This is a genomic window from Pyrococcus sp. ST04, assembly GCF_000263735.1.
Lineage (GTDB): Archaea > Methanobacteriota_B > Thermococci > Thermococcales > Thermococcaceae > Pyrococcus.
The window spans coordinates 423448-443076 of the sequence record NC_017946.1 but is presented as its reverse complement, the minus strand read 5'-3'; the positions used below and the strand labels follow the sequence as shown (position 1 = coordinate 443076).

Here is a 19629-nt window from a genome sequence, read left to right as displayed (position 1 = left end):
ACACATATGGCCCAAAAGGTTTAAATTTGTTTATTGAAACTCAAGCTGGGGAGTTAAAAGTGGTGGAAAAAGAGGAGATCTGGAAGACCGTTAAAGAGGTAACGGGTAGGGAGGACATAGTAGAAAGTCTTGAGGTTGAAGACGGAACCGTGAGAATTAAGTTCAAAGAAAAAGTTGATGACGCAACGCTACTCAAGGTGTACAATAGGATAAAGGAGATCGAGGGTGTCAAGCAGGTGGAAATAAGCTTTGCAAGAGAGGTTAAAGAGGGAGAAAACGTGAAGGTAACAGAAGAGATGATACTAGAGAGGCTCAAAGAGGTTATTGATCCTGAGATAGGGATAGACGTTGTAAACCTCGGCCTAATATACGAGCTCAAGATAAACCCCGATAACACCGTTTATATAAAGATGACAATGACAACTCCAGGATGCCCCCTAACCCTATGGATATTGAGGGCCGTTGAAGAGAAGGTTCTCGAGATTCCAGGAGTAAAGGATGTTGAGGTTGAGCTAACATTCGATCCCCCATGGACCCCAGATAGGATGAGTGAAGAGGCCAAGAGAAGACTTGGAATGATTTGAAAAATTCCACATTAATAAGGAATTTGAAAAGTAAAGTTTATAAACCGACCTTAAAGAGATAATATCGGGTCGCGCAGCGGGGTGGGGCAGCTAGGAGTGCCCGCCGGGCTCATAACCCGGAGGTCGGAGGTTCAAATCCTCCCCCCGCTACCATAGAATTTTCGGAAATTTTTTGTAGATTTTGAAAATTCTTCAGTAAGATTGCAAGAAGTTCATTAGCTTTTCTTGCTTTCTCTTTATAGTAAATCCAATAGTAACAGCAAAGGCCCTGACACTATCTCTTCTGTAAATCCTAAGTTCATATAAGTTAGATTTGTAGCTGTATTGGACTCCCCTGATTTTCACAGGAGAACCTCTCTCCCGTTTCAGCCATACTCTTGAATAGATCCCAAGAATTTCTAAAAGATTCTTACAGAACATTAAAAGCCCCAAATCATAGTTTGTTGCAGATATATAGGCAGACCTTGGATTCTTAGGATCTACAAAAACATATCCCTCACTATCAAAAAAGCCCCTAAGGAATTCTTCTGGATATCTCAATGCAATATTAAAAAGAATATCCCTAGATCCTCTCAGGAAGCTATATAATTCCTTACTATACGCTTCAGCTACCCATCTAGCAGCCCTAGTTCTATCGTTTTCGTAGTATAGGGAAGGAGAGAGACCCGATAATTTTAAGCGCCTATAAAATTCTTCTGCAAACTCCTTATCGATAACTTTCAACCTGATTCTATACTTATACCCATCACTAACACTCACACTCCCATCCCCAAAATAAACGCCAATGACATAAGATAACTCTGGGGAGGGTTCCAATCTAACTTTCTTAATCCTTTTTAGAGGATTATGCACTCCTTTATGCCATCTAATCACAGTGGCTTTTGAAATGTTAACATTGAATGCTTCCTTGATCTTTTTCACGATTTCCGAGTAGCTAATTCCCTCATCTCTAAGTTCTGAAATATACTTAATGATTTCTTCAATTTCATCACTAGAGAGGTCTTTAATCTTTCTCATGAAACTTAGTACTACATCTTAATTTTAAATAATTTTTCATTTTTATTGTGAATACACGTCAATAGTTAAAATTATAAATAGTCAAAGTCTGAATATATTAACTAGATCGTTAAAAATAATTGAAAAAATAACTACTTCTCAAGTGGATAATTTGGGGCCTCGTTTGTTATTATTATATCATGCGGATGGCTTTCTCTCAACCCTGCATGTGTTATTATTACGAACTCTCCCTTTTCTTTAAGCTCCCTTATGTTTTTAGCTCCCACATAACCCATTCCGGCTCTAAGACCTCCAACCAGTTGATAAAGGACCTCACTTACTGTTCCCCTATATGGCACTACTCCTTCAACTCCCTCCGGCACAAACTTTCTGGTCTTCATGTAACCACCCTGGTAATACCTCTCCGCTCCGCCTTTCATCATTGCCCCCAGTGATCCCATTCCGCGATATTGCTTGTATTTCCTCCCGTTTATTATAACTTCTTTTCCTGGAGCCTCTTTGGTACCGGCTAAGAGATTACCCAGCATTACTGCATCAGCACCGGCAGCTATTGCCTTCACTATGTCCCCCGAATACTTAATTCCCCCGTCAGCTATCACGTAGAGGCCGTACTCCTGAGCTCTGTCTGCAACCATTGCTATCGCCGTTATCTGGGGGACTCCTACCCCAGCAACTACTCTTGTTGTGCAGATGCTCCCTGGCCCTATTCCGACCTTTACTGCATCGGCAAATGTTAGGTCATCTACGGCTTTTGGATTGGCTATGTTTCCAACTATGAAGTCAGCATCGACTTTACTTCTCATTTCTTTCATAGCCTTTATGGCCTTGAGATTATGAGCGTGAGCGGTATCTACTACTATAACGTCAACTCCCGCCTTATCTAGTGCTATAGCCCTCTTTATGTCGAAGGGGCTCACTGCAGCCGCTACTAGGAGTTCTCCGTTTTCATCTCTAACGGCGTTCTTGTACTTCTTTCTAGCAACAAGGTCGCTCATTGTTATTAACCCTACAAGCTTACCTTCTTTGTTAACGACTGGTAATCTGTCTATCCTATTCTCTATCATTATTTTGAGGGCTTCTTCAACGTCTACGCATTCTGGAACTGTAATTACTTCTTTTGTCATCAGATCTTTGACTAGCTTTCCTTCCCTGGCGGCTATATCCTTCTTGCTTATTATTCCAACAACTTTGCCATCCTCAACCACAGGTAGGCCATCAATGTCATGCTTCTCCATTAAGAAGAGGGCAAACTCAACAGTTTCTTCTGGGCTTATCGTTATCACATCTTCAACTATAAATCTCTCCGCCTTCTTTACTCTCTTTACTTGCTCAACTTGCTCCTCTATGCTCATATTTCTGTGTATTACTCCAAGTCCTCCTTCTCTGGCCATTGCAACGGCCATCTCCCACTCGGTAACTGTGTCCATTGCGGCACTTAGAATAGGAATGTTAAGTCTCACGTTGGGTGTAATTTGAGTAGAAACGTCGACATCCTTTGGTTCAACTTCGGTTGCTTGGGGAATCAGGAGAACGTCATCAAAAGTGTATCCTTTAATTGCATTTTCCAGCTTATCTGTGAACTTTCCCACTTCTCTAACCCCCTCACCCTTTTTGAGGAGGTAATTTATGGATATAAAAACCTTTAGGGCAACATTTAAATATACATTTCTACCCAATAATGAGTAAGAGGTGACAGAAATGATTCACATACTTGAGGAGTACTTTAGGAACTATCCCGCGAGAAGGAAGGTCGTTGAGTTCCTTTGGAATGCCGGGCTTTCAGTTAGGAACGGGAGGGTTTACGTGAAGGATGTAGAAGTTCCCATTACTGGGATAGCCCAAGCTACTGGGGTCAACAGGAAGATAGTGTATCACACAATTGAATACATAGAGTCAAAGCCTGCCCTAAAGATCCTCTTCGAGAACCTCTCTCCAAGGTCATCACTAATATCCATAGCCCCGCTAATGGGCTGGGAAGTGCTCGAGCTGACGATTCAAAAAGGATCATATGAGAAAGTTTTAGCAAAGGTTCTTGGGATACTCGCCGAGAGGAGGATAAGGGTAGTTGAGATATTTGGAAATAACCCCTACCAGGATAAAAGCAAGGCGTACCTAGTAATTGAGGGTGTCCTACCCTTTGAGGTAATTGCTTCAATGAGGAGTGAAGGGGCGCTTGAAAAGATAGTCATACACACGCCAGAGAGGAATAAGGAGAGAATGATCTGTCCAAAGTGTGAAGTAAAGTACTGTCCGAGAAAGATAATGTTCAGCCCAGGATCCTAAATCCTTTCTCACCTTTAGGCTCTTCCCACTGAATTTCAACCCTCGTTACCCTGGCGAGCGGTGGTCCCTGGTGGGCCCAGCCTATTAAGGCCTCAACCCTCTCCTCTTCTCCCTCTAAGACTGCCTCAACACTACCATCTGGAAGGTTTCGCACCCAGCCGTTTACCCCAAGCTTCCTAGCCTCCCTCTGCATGCTCCATCTAAAGCCAACCCCCTGAACCCTTCCGTATATTCTTAAGTGAGCCCTAACTATTGCCATGCCTCCTCCCGCCTTTATGATTTGAGCTTAAGCTTAAATACCTCTCGATCCTCCGTATCTATCACAGCATAAAACCCCCTCGAGAGAGGGCCAGGATTTACCGCTATAGTGGTTCCAAGCGTTTCAATGCCCCTAGCCTCGTGTATGTGCCCGCAAATGCAGAATGGGGGCTGGTATTCTTCTATAAATCTCCTAAGCCCCTTGCTCCCAGCGTGAACGCCAGAGTACGTTCTGTCGAGAGATGTTCCGTAAGGAGGAGCGTGAGTTAGCACAATGTCCCCTTCCCTGTAGTTATCCTTGAGGGAGTGGTATATCTCATCATCCGAGAACTCCCATATTGTCGAGAACGGAGTTATGTTTGACCCACCGAAGCCCACGACTCCAAGGCCTTCTATTTCTCTCCTTCTTTTGTGAACGCTTATTCCCAGTTTCTCAAGGACATCCAAAACATCTCTCCCATCGCAGTTTCCCATGACAGCTAAAATCGGTACCCCAAGCCCAAATAAGGGCTTCAATATTTCTTCAGCATCCCTTCCATTTCCAAAGTGAGTTATGTCTCCCGCTATTAAAACTGCATCAACTTCGGAAATCTCCCCAACCAGCCTTTTAACTGCCTTGTAATTCCCGTGTATATCTGTTATAGCTAGAATTTTCATTTTACCACCCTAGATTTCTACGCTTTCCTTAATATAAGCCTTAGCTTTAAAAGGTGAAACTTTCTTCATGAATTTGGGGGAGGACATGGATTGGAGAGAGGTACTGAGAAGTGAGGGATTCCTCGACTTCGGGGATTTCCTGATAGAGCTTATTTACGTTGACTGCCCCTGTGAGCCAATTCCTCCTGCGTTGGCAATCTACGATAAAAGGGAGGACGAATGGTATAGAGTAGATGAGACTCCGGAAGTTAACAACTATACAGAGGCCTGTGAATGGGCAATAAGTGTCCTTGAAAGGATCAAAAATGGTGAAGATGTTAGGATTGTTAGCCTGGATGGCCCAGCACCCCCTAAGGTCATTGCAAGGTTGAGAAGAACTCTTGAGAGAATCGATTAACATTTTTATGTAAAAATACTTCAGATAAACACCAGTTGTTGTACTTAATCATGCCAAAAGATTTATAAGTATCTTTGGATCACACGTTGGTAAGGGAAATAATGAAGTATGACGTTGTTATAATCGGTGCTGGTCCCGCGGGTCTTTTTGCAGCCTATGAACTTGCCGAGAAAAGCAATTTAAGCGTTCTGATAATAGATGAAGGCGGAGATGTAGACCAGAGAGTTTGTCCAATGTATGAGCTCGGCTACTGTATCGGTTGTAAGCCATGCCATATAATGAGTGGTGTTGGTGGTGCTGGGGGTCTAAGTGATGGAACAGTAAACTTAAGGCCCGACATTGGGGGAGATCTAACGGAACTAACAAACGATGAGAACTATTCTTGGCAACTTGTTTGGGAGGTTGATCAGATTCTCTTAAGGCATGGAGCTCCAAGGAATCTTTACAAGGGAGATCCAGATCAGATAAGGTACTGGGAGAGAAAAGCAGCCCAAGCTGGAGTTAAGTTCATTCCAATAATTCAGAGGCATATTGGAAGCGACCACACTCCCCGTGTCATAAAGAGCATAAAACAACACCTTGAGAGCAAGGGGGTAAAGTTCCTTCTTTGGACTAAAGCCTTAGAATTCAACAGGGGCTGGGTTAAGGTTAGGAGAGGAAAGGACGTATTCACAATTGAAGCGAAATACATAATAGTGGCTCCAGGAAGAGGAGGGGCTGAATGGTTCCATGATGTTGCGAAGAAGATAGGACTCAAGGCAAGGCATGGCCCAATAGATGTTGGAGTAAGGGTTGAAGTTCCCGCGATAATAATGGAACCAATTACAAGCATAAACCATGATCCAAAGTTCCACATATACACAGATACTTACGACGACTTCGTCAGGACGTTCTGTACTAACCCCTACGGTTTCGTCGTCGAGGAGAGATATGATGGTTATGTCGGTGTAAATGGGCATTCTATGAGAGAGAAAAAGAGCAACAACACAAACTTTGCCTTTCTAACAAGGATAGAGCTAACCGAGCCAGTAGAGGACACTACTGCATATGGAAGGAGCATAGCCCAACTAGCAACAACAATCGGCGGTGGAAAACCCATAATTCAGAGGCTCGGCGACCTTAGAAGGGGGAGAAGAAGTACATGGGCGAGGATTAGGAAGAGCAACATCGAGCCAACGCTTAAGCATGTAACCCCTGGAGACATTGCTATGGCTCTCCCTCATAGGGTCGTTACAAACATAATCGAAGGGTTAGAGAAGCTTGATAAGGTGATACCAGGAGTAGCAAGTGACCACACACTTCTATACGCTCCGGAGATCAAATATTATGCTATGAAAGTTGAGGTAAATGAGCTCCTTGAAACTAGCATAGAGAACGTTTTTGCTGCGGGCGATGGAGCAGGATTGAGCAGGGATATAGTTAATGCTGCTGCAACGGGCATAATGGCGGCACGTGGGATCCTCGTCAAGGAAGGTCTGTATAATCTCAAGGATTTCAAGAAGCCCGGAAACTGGAAACAAGTTATCGAATCTCTGGAGGCCGAAGAATAGTCAACCTCTTGAGAAGGCCCACTTAAGGAGAAATGGAGTTATAAGGGTTGTGACTACCACCATCGTCACGGGAATGGCAAACAGCCCTCTGTCAAAGACACCTTCCCTGAGGGCTATGTTAGCCATAATTAGGGCAACTTCCATCCTAGGCACCATGCCAACTCCAACCTGAAGGGCTTCAATGGGCTTGAACCTCATTAGCAATGCCCCAAGTCCACACCCAACAACCTTGCTGACAACAGCAACGAGAGAGTATAAGATTGCAAACATTCCAGCATGTAGAAGAACCGTTATGTCGCTCTCAATCCCTATGCTAACTAAAAATATCGGAATGAAAAGCGAATATCCTATGGTTATCATCCTATCTGTTATTTTCTTTGCTTCTTCAGTAGTTGCAACTAATATCCCGGCCAGATATGCCCCTGTTATTCCAGCTATCTGAAACTTCTCGGCCAAATAAGCAAAGAACAGCATTATAGCTATTGCAAACGCAGTAACCGTCTCAGGAAGAGTTATCCTTTCGGAGATCCTCAAAGCTTCCCTAACAGCCGGATGCCCAACGAAAATTCCCGCGAGGAAGAATAGAACAACTTCTACTAATATTATTGCAACGTCCAGTACCCTAACACTCCCCCTAACGTTCATCGCCACAAGAACAGTGAGAATCATTATTCCAAGGATGTCATCCACAACCGCTGACGCAAGTATCGCGGTTCCAACTTTTGTCCTCAGCTTTTTCATCTCCATTAGAATGCTCGTCGTTAGTCCGACGCTAGTTGCCGTTAGAACTCCACCAAGGAACAAAGCCTGAATGTCACTGTAGCCAAACGCCAGACCAAGAACATACCCAAGGAGAAGGGGGAAGAAAACGCCCATAACAGCGATTATAAATGCCGAAAAGCCAACGTGCTTGAACTCCTCAACATCAGTCTCAAGACCAGCCAAGAATAGGAGTATAACAACCCCAAGCTCTGCTAAAAGCCTAACCTCCGGGCCATATGCAACTACATCCAAAATCGAGGGGCCTATTATTATTCCACCTATGAGCTGACCAAGGGCTGCAGGAAAGCCCAGCCTAAGTGAGGCATATCCGAAAATTTTTGCAACTATCAGGATTAGGGCTAGCTCAAGGAATACATCCATCGGAACATATTTGTATAGTATAAAATTTTAAGGGTTTTCACGAACTCGGAAAGGGGAGAGGAGTGAGGTGTAAGTTCTGCTCGAAGGAAGCTTACATAAAGCTCCACTATCCAAAGATGTATCTATGTATTGATCACTTCAAAGAATACTTCGAGAGAAAAGTTCAGAGAACAATCGAAAGGTACAACATGCTCAAGAGAAATGAAAAGGTACTTGTTGCAATAAGTGGAGGAAAGGATTCTGCAGTAACCGCTTACGTGCTTAAGAAGCTCGGCTATGATATAGAGTGCCTTCACATAAACCTTGGCATAGGAGAATACTCTAAGAAAAGTGAGGAATACGCCAAAAAGCAGTGCGAGCTCATAGATGCACCCCTCCATATTGTGAGGATAAAGGAGCTCCTCGGCTACGGGATAGGGGAAGTCAAAACAAGAAGACCTACATGTTCATACTGTGGCCTCACTAAGAGGTATATAATGAATAAGTTCGCATATGACAACGGCTTTGATGCAATTGCTACTGGCCACAACCTTGATGATGAAGCCAGCTTTCTTCTGAACAATTTACTCCACTGGAACACCGAATACCTAGCTAAAGGCGGCCCCATACTTCCGGGAGAAGGAAAGTTCGTTAAGAAAGTTAAGCCCCTATACGAGCTGACGGAGAGGGAAGTTGTTGCTTATGCCCTGGCAGTGGGACTGGAATACATAGTTGATGAGTGTCCCCACGCTAGAGGTGCAACGACCCTCGACATGAAGGCAGTTTTAAACGAGCTGGAGGAGAAGAGACCTGGCACAAAGTTCAACTTTGTAAGGGGCTACCTAAGGAAGAAGAACCTTTTTGAAGTTGAGATTAAAAGGCAAGAGCTGAGGGAATGTAAGATATGCGGAATGCCATCAAGTGGAGAAATCTGTGCATTTTGTAAGTTCTGGGGGCTAAAAGAGCCGCTGGATTTTAAGGTGAGGAGATAATGAGAGTAATATCCACCGTTCCAGGGAGAAGACAGAGACTGTTTAAGCTTTTGAAACTACAACTTATGTTTTTAATAATATCCTCGGGGCTCTGCTTTTATTTCGTAATTTACTTCTTCTATAAGGATGTCATGATTAAATCTCTAGCCTACCTAGTTGGAGGGTTCTTCTTTCTTGCCTCGTATTTAATGTACAAGGACTTTCTAGACACTATTAGAAAAAGCAGGTTTAACTACTATTGGAACATGTTCAGGCAGTATTCTCCCCCCTTTGGGGCATACGGTAGCATGTACATCCTAGTCAGCCTAATTCTGTTGATCGGAGATTTCTTGAGGGGCGGATACTTTGCCCTCGCAGTTTTTCTAGGCATAAAGGGATTATTTGAGGTTGCCCTCTCAAAGGAGATTAGAAGCATAATGGCCCTTTCATACCTGCATTTCGAGCTTACTGGAGGTAATTTGGATAGACTAGTTATCCTTGATTCCTCTTTTCACAGAGTCTAAATTTCAAGGGCAAGGTTTCAGTCCGCAAGGGGAGTTGAGTGGATATTCACTGATTAGGGATATAATTGAAAGGTTTCCACATTCTAAGTGAACCTTCTTGTCTTTTCCCAGTGCAACTTGCCAACCAAGAGTCTAAACAGTGCCCTTAATGTGTAGATTACCGAGGCCCCAACGAATATTATAAAATACATCGGATATAGAGCAACGTAGTACCACTCCACATGGAAGCCTATTCTTTGACTTTCAACGTAGTTTGCATAAGCTATTGAAAACCAGAAAACAAGAAATGCGATCAATGCATTAATAATAGAAACCTTTGGAGGCAAAATGCCCACCCTAGGTATTCCTGAAATCAGAAGATACGAGTTTAGAACGACAGATAAAAACCAGAATACAGGCACTAGATAGCTCATTAAGTAGAAGTGCTCAATGAACATCTCCTTAATGCTCGTTGCCCCTCTAACAACGGACCAGTAGTAGTCCAGCATTACCTGAAGGTGCCCCTGGGCCCATCTGCTCCTCTGTCTTATGTAACTCTTCATATCCTCTACAGCCTCCTCCCATCCAATAACACCATGGTAGTACCAGAACCTGTATCCAGAAAGAAGGGCCCTGGCCCACAACTCAGTGTCCTCAGTGACAACGTCTTCATTAAAAAATCCGAGACTCGCAAGATGCCTATATCTAAGGAGCGCGACTGTTCCACCGTATTTCCCATTTTCATTGAGCTTCATGTCTCCTTCAATTGCAACATTAAAGCCAACAAGCCTCTCCAAAGTTATAAACCTCGTTATAAAGTTCCTATTCCAATTCCTTGGCCTAACATTGCCCTGAATTCCTATCACGTAATTTGGAGCATTTTCTAGGATTCTAGCTAAAGTCCTAATAGCATCTGGTGGCAAGATGTAGTCGGCATCAAGGATAAAGATGAACTCTGGCTCCGGAAATGCTATGCTTATTATCTCGAGGGCGTAATTAAGGGCCTTTGGCTTTTTCCTTCCCCTTCCGGGTGGGACGTTTATCACGACTATTCTTTTATCTAGCTCAGCATACTTCATCATGACTTCAAGGGTGTTGTCAGTCGAGTTGTCGTTGATAAGGAATATTTTCATGTTAAGGTAATCCTGGTTAAGAACAGATTTCACAGTTCTTCCTATCACCCTCTCCTCATTGTGAGCGGGTATCAGAACATAAACTAACGGGTCAAAAATTGATGGCCTTTCACGTTTTAGTTCATGGGCATTAAATGGATAATCTCTCCTCGTTGCCAATATTAGGAGGGAGTAAAATATTGTACCCGAGAAAACCATGAAAAAGAGGAACAGGAGCGTACCCTCGAGTATCCAGGGTAAGGGGACGATTTCCAGTACGACTATGATGACTAAAAGGTACAGATAAACCACCGCCTGTATTTTAACCGAGTGCCTCATAAACTATCGATAGATTATTGAAACTTGCTGGAATATAAAAGGTATGTATGGCAATAATAAAGATAACCGGAGCCTCCCATCATATGGTCTTGATAAGAGAACTCACAAATGAATATGAGGTTAAGGAGAATCTCGGAAGGGAGAGATATGTCGTTGTTAGCGATTTCTTCAAAATAATCTACGAATTTTCTACGGGAGAGATAGTTATATTTGCAAATGATGAAAAGTTTTTAGAAACATTAAAAAAATTATGTGGACTCGAAAGATATCTAAAAAATGCAATAATAGTTGGATTTTCACATGAGCTAGAAACAAAAACTGAGAGCGGTTTAGAGCTCAGAAAACGGCCAGAACTTCGAATAAGGTTTATAGAGGCTGGTGAAGAACTGTGGATAGGAAAAGGAGAGGATGGCTGCTACTTTTCAGGCACAATAAATGGAATAAAGGAACTTACAGAAATGCTATCGCAACGGTAGTGATTCTTGCATATTCAATAATGGTTTATGCATACTACCTCAGAGCACCCTATCCGCCAGCCCTACCCACGGATGGAAATGGGCACCTGTTCAAGATAGCAAAACTTATGGAAAGCGGATGGCCCCCATGGATAAAGGAATGGTACGAAGGTTATCCGTTCTTGAGATTTTATCCGCCACTCTCCTATTTGGTTGGAGCATTCTTTGGAAGGCTTTTTGGATCGCCCATTAAAGGATACGGAGCTGCCCTGATATTTGCGAGCTTTCTCGGTGGGATGGGGATTTATTCACTAGGAAAAAAGACTACACGGGCTCTTCTATCTTCCCTAACTTTCATAACACTCGTAGCGTTTTCAATCTCAAACATTGTGGAAGGAAATTTTCCAAGAACATTTGCATTAGCTCTATCCCCGCTAACAATAATAGGAGCACTAAAGATTGCAAATGGTTCATGGAGAAACATAATTGAAGGTTCAATTCTGATTAGCTTAGTTTTACTCTCCCACCACTCCATCCTAATACCCCTGACCATTTTACTGTTCATACTATATTTCCCGGATATTATAAAACCCAGTAGCTGGATTAGAACTCTTGGGACAGTTTTTCCTTTAACTGCATTCTTTTATATCCCATTCCTTGCTGACAGAGAGTATTCACATTTCTGGGAGATCTCAAAAACATTTCTCTTCAAGTTAAATTCCATACATCCGAGCATGATGCTGAATTTTCCATTTTCCTTATTAATTGTGGGATTTTTTGTACTCCTGTCGTTCATGAAGAGAGGGAAGATGGTTAGATTCGCAACAGTAGGACTACTGTCCCTCTACCTGTCCCTCGGGTACTACTCTCCAACCTCCTTTCTCTATGCACATAAGCCTTTTTCATTAATTCCCCCCTATAGATGGCTTGATCTTTTAATAATTCTACTACCACTCGCAATTCTTGAAGTTAGAGAGGCACTAGCCATCACCACATTCATAGCGGTGCTCCTGGTTACAGTGCCCCACTATCCAGCAGTACCTCCCCTCAATAAGGACTACATGGAACTTGCAACATACCTCCATGGACAACCGGGTGAGGACTGGAGGTTCTTCATTAACGGCAAGTCTGGAGCCTCTCAGTTCCCATTTATAGCGATATTAGCAAAGAAGAACTCCCTAAATGGCTGGTATCATGAAGGAAATCCCGCCGAAGACGGTTACAATAGGATGTTATACCTGGGACTTAAAGGAGACCCAACAGTTTATTTAAAGGCATATGCAGTAAAATTCTATATAGCCGTCTCTACTGAAAAAGTATATAGGCCAAACAGAAAACCCGACATGAAAATTGGAGATTTTGAAATATTTATCCTCAATTCATCGTTTTTTAGTCCTATAAATATGGTTATGGCGGGGAAATTCTATGATATCCCAACAAAAGCGTACGTGTATTTCAAAAGGATTCCGGCTGATATTCACCCGGATGTTGTTGTGTACACATCAATTCCCACTAAGGAAGAGGAGAGTGTCCTCATAGAGCTTTTAAAAAAGGGTGTGAGAGTTGTGTGGGTGCCCGATACAGGAGGTAAAGCGTTCAATATAACGCTGAAGATGAGGAAAATTCCCCAGGTTCCAGGACTAATGCCGTTTAACTATTATGGAAAAGCATGGTACGGCCCCCTTGCCGAGGGCAACCTGACCCCAATAATTAATACTTCAAAAGGTATACTAATAGGAGAGAGGAAGATAGGAAACGGAACTCTGTACTTTTTCGGCGGTAATCTGCTCTTCCATGCACTTTATTGGAACTCTTCAGAAGAGTTGGAGATGATACTGTCCTCAAAAGCAGAAGAGGATATAGCGAAATGCACGTACAGTAATTTTTCAATGACAGATTTGATAGTTAAGGCAGAGATAAACTGCTCCAAAAGAACTCCTCTCCTAGTTTCAGTAGCCTACTACCCCTATTGGCACATCTACATTGATGGAAAAGAGATCCCAAAGTTCAGAGACAACAGAACCGGGCTAATTGTTGTTGAAATGCCTGCGGGAACGCATATGTTCTCTGCGGTATTCAAAGATCCATTTATAAAGCTTAGGTACTACTCCCTGGTGGCTTGGGTTATGGGAATATTATACCTCACGACTACTAGAAGGAAGAAAGTAAAGGTTTATCTTAAATCCGATGAGGGTGTCTTTCGGGCACTGAACGGTGATGAGGGCCTCCCTATCCGAGGATCAAACCTCTAAAAACTTTATCCTTATTTTTTCTTCCTCACTTGGCCTTAAAATTATTGTATAGCTTACCCCTTGCTGAATTAGATCCCAACCGCTCTCACTTTGACTCAGTGTTTTTACTGGAAACTTCCACAGCTCAACCTCTCTATCAAATTCAAGCTTGAACTTCCCAATGGCATACTTGTCATCTACGAGAAGTTCCCTTGTCTTCATGACCTCAGGTTTCTCCATGAGGCTCTGAACAGCAACATTAAGCTCAATGCCAAATACGACTTCTCTTCCCTCTACCGAGTAATCAACGACGAAACCGTTCTCAAGGAACCTAAAGCTCTTCTCCACTTTGACATTTTCTCCTTCCTTCCAAAGGTTTATGCCATTCTCAAAGATCTCAAAGTCATACTTACCCTCAAGAAAGTTCTCAAGTTCAGTAAATCTTGCCATTCTAAAGTCGTCAAAATTTATATCCAATGGAAGAACATGATCTTGAAGCATAAACCTCCTGAACTTATCGTACGCGACCTCTCCTCTGAGATGTTCTGGAAGCTTCTTTTCAAGCTCATGTATACTAGCCACACCCCCTCCATCATAAGCTGAGTCAAGCGAACCATGGTAGTGCTCCCACCTTCTGGGGAGGACATCAACGTAATTCACAAACCTTCTCTTGGAAGAGAACTCAACCAGAGATCCTCCATAGCTCGGTTTAAACACAGCGTAAAAGCCTTCACTTTCCAAGAATACCTCCTCATGCCCATCAAAGTCTACATCTCTTATCAGGGTTCCAACTTTGGCATATGTATTGGCCTTTATGAGATTACTCCAAACGGCCCTTCTAAGGTGGGGGAGATATATTCCACCGAATAGACCATGCCAATATGCATCGTTGCATTGTGCCCTAAAGAGATACTTTCTAGCCTCTGGGAGATGCCTGATAAGCTTGCTTACCATCAACATTCTCTTGTGCATATAGTTGCTTTCCGGATACTTGTAAAAGAAGTTCTTCCATATTCCTCCTCTAACGAAAACCCTGTACTTTTCAAAAACTCCCCTAACCCTAAGGTCATTCACGAATTCAACGAACAGTTGGGCTTGTTTAGCTGGGAGTGACCATTCGCTCATCTCAAAATAAGAGGCTATTGGGAGGTAAACTAAGCCCCTAGGTCGAAATCTTTCCAAATATTCGGTGTACAAAAGGAGATTTATCTTTTCATCACTTGAGATTTTGTCAAAGAATTCCTTGAGCCAACCCTTCTCGTAAACCCATTCGTAAGTACCGGGCCATATTCCAAATTTTTCTCCATCGTCATGAAAAACCGCAACTTTACTCTCATCTCCGTCATCGAGAGAGTGAAGGTAATCCAAAACCTGTTCAACGGGCCTAAAGGGGATTAGATATCTGAGCTTTTCATCGATTGGAAAAACAACGATAGTTTCTCCTCCATCCTCAGTATAGTATGGCCAGAATAGGTCTTCCTTACTTAACCCAGCACTCATGAAGTGGTAATCATCAACCACCACGTACTCTATTCCGCTTTCTTTTAGGGTTTTGACTAGCTCTGGTTGCCAAACCCTTTCAGTGAGCCAGACTCCCCTAGCCTCAAATCCTAGCCCCCTTGCCCATTCCTTCATGAGCTTTATCTGTTCAAGTCGGTCTTCCTTCGGTATAGCTGCGAGAACAGGCTCATAAAAACCGGCGACAACAAGTTCTACCTGTCCCTTCCTTACAAGACTCTTTAGTAGATCAAAATATTCCGGCCTGTTTTCTTGTATCCACTCTATTAGAGGGCCACTTATATGAATCGCAACTTTCATGTTTGGATAGTTCTCAAGTGTTTCGAGGAAAGGCCAATATGCCTTTTCATAAGCCTCCTCAAACACCCATCCAAAGTTTCCAAGAGGTTGATGATTGTGAATCCCAAATATGAAGTTCACCATCCCTACCACCTATAGTCACTATGAGTGGTGAACCTTTATAAACTATTTGTTGCCCACAAAATATGACTATCCTTTTAAAAGCGAAGTGCATAAAGTCTATTTGGGGTGTAAGATGGACAAGAAGCTCGTAGCAATACTAGTGATATTCCTAGTTTTTTTAGTGTACGCACTAAAAACCGCCCAAATACCTCCAGCAAATGTTGAAGCTTCAGCTGAGGTCTTCTATCTGAATAATCAGACAGTAACTTTCGTGGAAAATGACGGCTGGGGATTGTTTACCTTAACAATAAAACCGAAAATATCAGGATTTACATTTGAGATAATATTCCCTGAGGGTACAGAATACTTGATAAAAATTAACGGAGAGGAGTTCAAGGGAACGACGAAATTCAAAACAGAGATAACCAAAGATACTGAAGTGATAGTGAAATTCACTCTCCCCAGAGATGATGTAGAAAAGCTCTACAGGGGAGAAGGAGATTATTTCATAACTATAAAAACAACAAAATTGCCAATATGGCATGCAGAGTATAAAGTAAAGCTAATACCAAGAAAAGAAGAAAGCTAAAGAAGCCTTTTTCTTATCTCTTTTATAGCATTCTCTGCTTTTCCGATGTCTTTTACCCTTCCCTGGGCTAGTTCCTTTTTACCTCCTCCTCCCCCTCCAGCGACACTTGTAATAACCTTTGCAAGTTCTCCAGCGTTCAGATTGACACCATCTCCCACAGCTACCACAAAGTGACCTTGGTTACCTATGAGGACAACAACTCTGTTCTCTTTTCTGAGCTTGTTGGCAGCTTCTCTCAGATCATCCATTGTTCCATCGACAATAGCCCCTATGAACTCAACATCTCCAACTCTTTCAACCTTCCCCTCAAGCTCATAGACTAGTAATTTAGCTAGCTCCTTTCTGAGCTTTTCTACTTCTTTTCTTGCCTCTTTCCACTCATTGAAGAATCTCTCCGCAGTTTCCGGCACTTTTTCTGGTGGAACTCTAAGTATCTGACTGGTCTTCTTAAGGAGATCTCTCTCCCTCTGCCATTCCTTTACGGCAGCTTCTCCACAAGCGAATATTATTCTCTCCACGCCATCTTGAATTCTCTCAGTTCTTAGGATCTTTATTGGACCTACAAGGCCAGTATATGGCAGGTGAGTTCCACCACAGGCCTGAACGTCCCAGTCCTCTATCTTCACAACCCTTATCTCCCTTCCAGGAACGACGCCACCCTGATAAAGCCTGAATCCATACTTCTGCTCAGCTTGGGTTCTTGGAAGCCATTCCCAAGTAACCTTCCTGTTCTCCATGACGATCCTGTTTGCAAGCTCCTCAATCTTCTTCAGCTCTTCTTCCGTTATTCTCTTGTAGTGGCTTATATCCAGCCTCGCCCAGTCAGTGCTCAGCTGTGAACCTGCCTGCCACACGTGCTTTCCAAGAACCCTGACCAACGCTCCCATTAGAACGTGCGTTCCAGTGTGATGCCTCATGTGTTGTATTCTCCTGGCCCAGTCAATTTTACCCCTGACTTTAATTCCCTCCTTGAACTTCTCTGGCCTCTCGACTTTGTGAAGAATTACCTTTCCGACTTTCTGAACATTAACGACCTTAACTGCTTCTCCATTAACCTCAAGAACCCCAGTATCATACGGCTGTCCACCGCCCTCTGGATAGAACGCAGTCGCATCTAAGATTACCCAGTCATCTACTACCCTAAGAACCTTAGCCTCAAACTCCTTCATGAAGGGATCCTCATAATACAGTGTTCTCGTATCTGGAAGGTCTTTTACAAGCTCAAAGTCTATGATTTCTTTCTCTTCCTCCTTTATTTGCTTTTCAGCTTCTTTTGCCACCAGACTGTAGAAGTTGTCTGGAATCTTCACATTCACCCCTTCTTTCTCAGCTATTTCTTTGACTATTTCCGGAGTCAGGCCATGGCTTTCGTAGAACGTTATCAGCTTCTCAAGAGGAATTTCATTAATCCCTCTCTTCTTCAGCTTTGCAACCTCTCTTCTAACAAGATCCGAACCTCTCCTGAGTGTTTCAGCATACTTTTTCTCCTCAATGTCTATTATTTCAAGGATTATATCCTCCATCTCCTTGAACTCTGGGAAGGTCTTGTGTAGCTCCTTTATGTGCATTGCAACGATCTCCGACAATGGAACTTCAAGCCCAAGCTCTCTCAGATGCCTTATGCTCTTTCTTATGAGTAGCCTGGCAAGATACCCAGCCTTAACATTGGAGGGGATGACGCCATCGGCCAACATGAATGTTAGGGCCTTTGTGTGATCAGCTATGGCGTATATTAGCTCATACGGCCTTATAAGTCTCTCCAGCTCGTCAACGCTTATTCCGACCCTCTTGGCTACTTGTTCTCTGAGATACCTTAGATCTCCCATGTCTTCAATGTCAAACATTCCTGCAAGTCTAGAGTTCTCCATCAAAATGCGCTCATCTATTTTTTCAACTCCTGCCATCTTCTTCAGAGGTTCTACAACATAGCCAAGAACGGCATCGTAAGCTGTTGGAGTTCCCTGGCTCATCCAAACGAGCCTTTCTAGTCCATATCCAGTATCGACAACTTTGGTTTCCATTGGAACGTACTTCTCTCCCTTTATTATAACCACCTGATCCTCGGGAGCGTTTTCTGGAGCTTTTTTGTACTGCATAAACACTAGGGTAGCAACCTCAAGCCCCCTGTAAAGAACTTCAAAAGCTGGTCCAGCGTTTCCTCCACCCGCCCATGGATTCTCTTTAAACGTGATGTCCTCAGGTTTCATCTTCAGTTCCTTGGTGAAGAATTCAAATGCTAGCTCCACAGTTTCATCTATCCAGTATATTGGCTTCCCAGGATAGTTGAATGCATGGTGAGCCATCATTTCAAATATCGTAAAGTGCCTCCCTGTTATTCCAACGTTATCTATGTCGGTAAATCTTATTGAAGGCTGACTTATTGTCAATGGGTTAGCGGGTGGGTCAGCTTCCCCACTTATGACCCAAGGCTGAAAATCCATTATTGAAGCTCCAACAAGAAGGACATCATCCCTCCACCTTGGAAGTACTGGATATCTTTTCACTCTTCCATGCCCCTTCTTTTCAAAGAAGCTCAGGAACTTCTCTCTCATTTCATCCAATGTATACTTCTTTGGAATTCCTGGCTTCCCTATGAACTGGTACTCGTCACATGGAGGATCGCCACACGTCTCCCTGTCTGGATCCAGCGTCCAGAAGGGTTTACCGCAAACTTTGCAAGTCTTCCTAATCCAGCCTTCCTCCTCAAACATTCTTGTTTTTATCATCCTTCCCACCTAAGAGATTTAAAGAAAGTTAGCTCTGAAAAGTATTTCGTTTAAGTAAAGTTCAACAAATCATTTAATGAAAACTGCCCATATCCTCCTGGGTCTCTCGGACAGCTTTCTTTGATAATCCGAATATATACTAACCTTTTTAAAAATCGTCTTCCCTATAAGGCTCATCTCCCTAGGAGTGTAAAGATTAAGCTCATCATCCACAAGAAATGATTTAGTTGTTCCATCAGGTTTTATAATCTGAACAACTCTCCTAAACCTCATCTTTTGGATTCCAGGGAAAACTTCCCTCCAATCAATGAGTATAAGTTTTTCTTCTCCATGAAACTCACTCCAGATTACAGGATGGTTAGATTTAACAGAGAACCACATACCAAAATCTGCCACAAATACACCTCCCTCTCTTAGGGCCTTGTAAACCCTGCGGAGCAACTCAACAAGACTGTCCTCATCGAAGTATGCTATGCTTGAAAATAGCATTGTCACGGCATCAAACTCTTCTGAAAAGCTAATCTTAAGAGCATCTTCCCTGATAAACCTTATGTTGAGTCCCAATGACTTTGCTTTTTCCCTAGCTATCTTAAGCATTTCCTCATGCAGATCAACCCCAACAACCTCATATCCCCTCCTCGCTAGCTCTAGACTCGGAATACCTGTCCCACATGCCAGATCAAGAACTCTCCTAACTTCTCGTTCGGCATCGTTCTTAAATATCTCCTCCAGAAAGTCAATCTCCAACCTTATCTCCTCAATCCTTCTCCGATATATTGAATCATAATATCTGGCGAGGACTGTATACAACTCATGCATTCCCAACCACCGCCAAAATTTATGCTTTTGCTCTCATATTTTAATATTTGTGAGTATTAAGGATCAGAAGATGTATAAGAGATGAACTTAAAAGTC

General features: G+C 42.9%; 18 protein-coding genes and 1 tRNA gene. 10 read left to right on the top strand and 9 right to left on the bottom strand.

Annotated features, from left to right (window positions below):
- Positions 1-59 precede the first annotated feature (59 nt).
- Both PY04_RS02280 and PY04_RS02275 read left to right on the top strand, forming a co-directional pair.
- Positions 60-584, top strand: coding sequence for a metal-sulfur cluster assembly factor (locus PY04_RS02280; RefSeq protein ID WP_014733565.1), 525 nt, complete (start codon positions 60-62; stop codon positions 582-584).
- A gap of 75 nt (positions 585-659) precedes the next feature.
- Positions 660-737 (top strand) — tRNA-Met (locus PY04_RS02275).
- A gap of 39 nt (positions 738-776) precedes the next feature.
- Here the strand turns inward: PY04_RS02275 and PY04_RS02270 are convergent.
- Together PY04_RS02270 and guaB are read right to left on the bottom strand one after the other, a co-directional pair.
- Entirely contained in the window at positions 777-1601 is an 825-nt protein-coding gene (locus PY04_RS02270; RefSeq protein WP_014733564.1) for an LAGLIDADG family homing endonuclease, read from the bottom strand.
- 131 nt (positions 1602-1732) lie between these two features.
- A complete protein-coding gene (gene guaB, locus PY04_RS02265) occupies positions 1733-3190 on the bottom strand; it encodes an IMP dehydrogenase (protein ID WP_014733563.1) in 1458 nt (485 codons plus the stop codon).
- Positions 3191-3299: 109 nt separating this feature from the next.
- On the opposite strand from guaB, the gene PY04_RS02260 reads away from it, so the two are divergent.
- Positions 3300-3884, top strand: coding sequence for a hypothetical protein (locus PY04_RS02260; protein WP_014733562.1), 585 nt, complete (start codon positions 3300-3302; stop codon positions 3882-3884).
- Here the strand turns inward: PY04_RS02260 and PY04_RS02255 are convergent.
- Entirely contained in the window at positions 3868-4143 is a 276-nt protein-coding gene (locus PY04_RS02255; RefSeq protein WP_014733561.1) for an acylphosphatase, read from the bottom strand. The two genes, PY04_RS02260 and PY04_RS02255, sit on opposite strands and share 17 nt — an antisense overlap.
- 14 nt (positions 4144-4157) lie before the next feature.
- A complete protein-coding gene (locus PY04_RS02250) occupies positions 4158-4799 on the bottom strand; it encodes a metallophosphoesterase (RefSeq protein WP_014733560.1) in 642 nt (213 codons plus the stop codon).
- Between the two features lie 85 nt (positions 4800-4884).
- On the opposite strand from PY04_RS02250, the gene PY04_RS02245 reads away from it, so the two are divergent.
- Both PY04_RS02245 and PY04_RS02240 read left to right on the top strand, forming a co-directional pair.
- The gene (locus PY04_RS02245) at positions 4885-5196 is read left to right on the top strand and encodes a hypothetical protein (protein WP_014733559.1); all 312 of its coding nucleotides are present in this window, start codon (positions 4885-4887) and stop codon (positions 5194-5196) included.
- A 101-nt stretch (positions 5197-5297) separates the two neighbouring features.
- Positions 5298-6746, top strand: coding sequence for an NAD(P)/FAD-dependent oxidoreductase (locus PY04_RS02240; protein WP_014733558.1), 1449 nt, complete (start codon positions 5298-5300; stop codon positions 6744-6746).
- Here the strand turns inward: PY04_RS02240 and PY04_RS02235 are convergent, their stop codons facing one another.
- The gene (locus PY04_RS02235) at positions 6747-7889 is read right to left on the bottom strand and encodes a cation:proton antiporter (protein WP_014733557.1); all 1143 of its coding nucleotides are present in this window, start codon (positions 7887-7889) and stop codon (positions 6747-6749) included.
- Positions 7890-7951: 62 nt separating this feature from the next.
- Here PY04_RS02235 and PY04_RS02230 point away from each other — a divergent pair, with 62 nt between their 5' ends.
- Both PY04_RS02230 and PY04_RS02225 read left to right on the top strand, forming a co-directional pair.
- Entirely contained in the window at positions 7952-8860 is a 909-nt protein-coding gene (locus PY04_RS02230) for a TIGR00269 family protein (RefSeq protein ID WP_014733556.1), read from the top strand.
- Positions 8860-9363, top strand: coding sequence for a hypothetical protein (locus tag PY04_RS02225; protein ID WP_014733555.1), 504 nt, complete (start codon positions 8860-8862; stop codon positions 9361-9363). Before PY04_RS02230 ends, PY04_RS02225 begins: the two co-directional genes overlap by 1 nt.
- 83 nt (positions 9364-9446) lie before the next feature.
- Here PY04_RS02225 and PY04_RS02220 read toward each other — a convergent pair whose 3' ends face one another.
- Positions 9447-10766: a glycosyltransferase gene (locus tag PY04_RS02220; RefSeq protein ID WP_237710133.1), complete on the bottom strand. Its 1320-nt coding sequence runs from the start codon at positions 10764-10766 to the stop codon at positions 9447-9449.
- 74 nt (positions 10767-10840) lie between these two features.
- Between PY04_RS02220 and PY04_RS02215 the strand changes: the two genes are divergently transcribed.
- Positions 10841-11269 (top strand): hypothetical protein, encoded by a 429-nt coding sequence (locus PY04_RS02215; RefSeq protein ID WP_048055907.1) that lies wholly within the window; start codon positions 10841-10843, stop codon positions 11267-11269.
- Positions 11182-13500 (top strand): 6-pyruvoyl-tetrahydropterin synthase-related protein, encoded by a 2319-nt coding sequence (locus tag PY04_RS02210; RefSeq protein ID WP_148265997.1) that lies wholly within the window; start codon positions 11182-11184, stop codon positions 13498-13500. The genes PY04_RS02215 and PY04_RS02210 overlap by 88 nt, the downstream gene beginning before the upstream one ends.
- Here the strand turns inward: PY04_RS02210 and PY04_RS02205 are convergent.
- A complete protein-coding gene (locus PY04_RS02205; RefSeq protein WP_014733551.1) occupies positions 13489-15420 on the bottom strand; it encodes an alpha-amylase/4-alpha-glucanotransferase domain-containing protein in 1932 nt (643 codons plus the stop codon). The genes PY04_RS02210 and PY04_RS02205 overlap by 12 nt on opposite strands.
- A gap of 112 nt (positions 15421-15532) precedes the next feature.
- Here PY04_RS02205 and PY04_RS02200 point away from each other — a divergent pair, with 112 nt between their 5' ends.
- Positions 15533-15988: a hypothetical protein gene (locus PY04_RS02200; RefSeq protein ID WP_014733550.1), complete on the top strand. Its 456-nt coding sequence runs from the start codon at positions 15533-15535 to the stop codon at positions 15986-15988.
- On the opposite strand, the gene alaS is transcribed toward PY04_RS02200, so the two are convergent.
- Complete coding sequence (gene alaS, locus PY04_RS02195; RefSeq protein ID WP_014733549.1) at positions 15985-18714, bottom strand: alanine--tRNA ligase; 2730 nt, start codon at positions 18712-18714, stop codon at positions 15985-15987. The two genes, PY04_RS02200 and alaS, sit on opposite strands and share 4 nt — an antisense overlap.
- Positions 18715-18783: 69 nt before the next feature.
- A complete protein-coding gene (locus PY04_RS02190) occupies positions 18784-19533 on the bottom strand; it encodes a class I SAM-dependent methyltransferase (RefSeq protein ID WP_014733548.1) in 750 nt (249 codons plus the stop codon).
- Between the last annotated feature and the right edge of the window lie 96 nt (positions 19534-19629).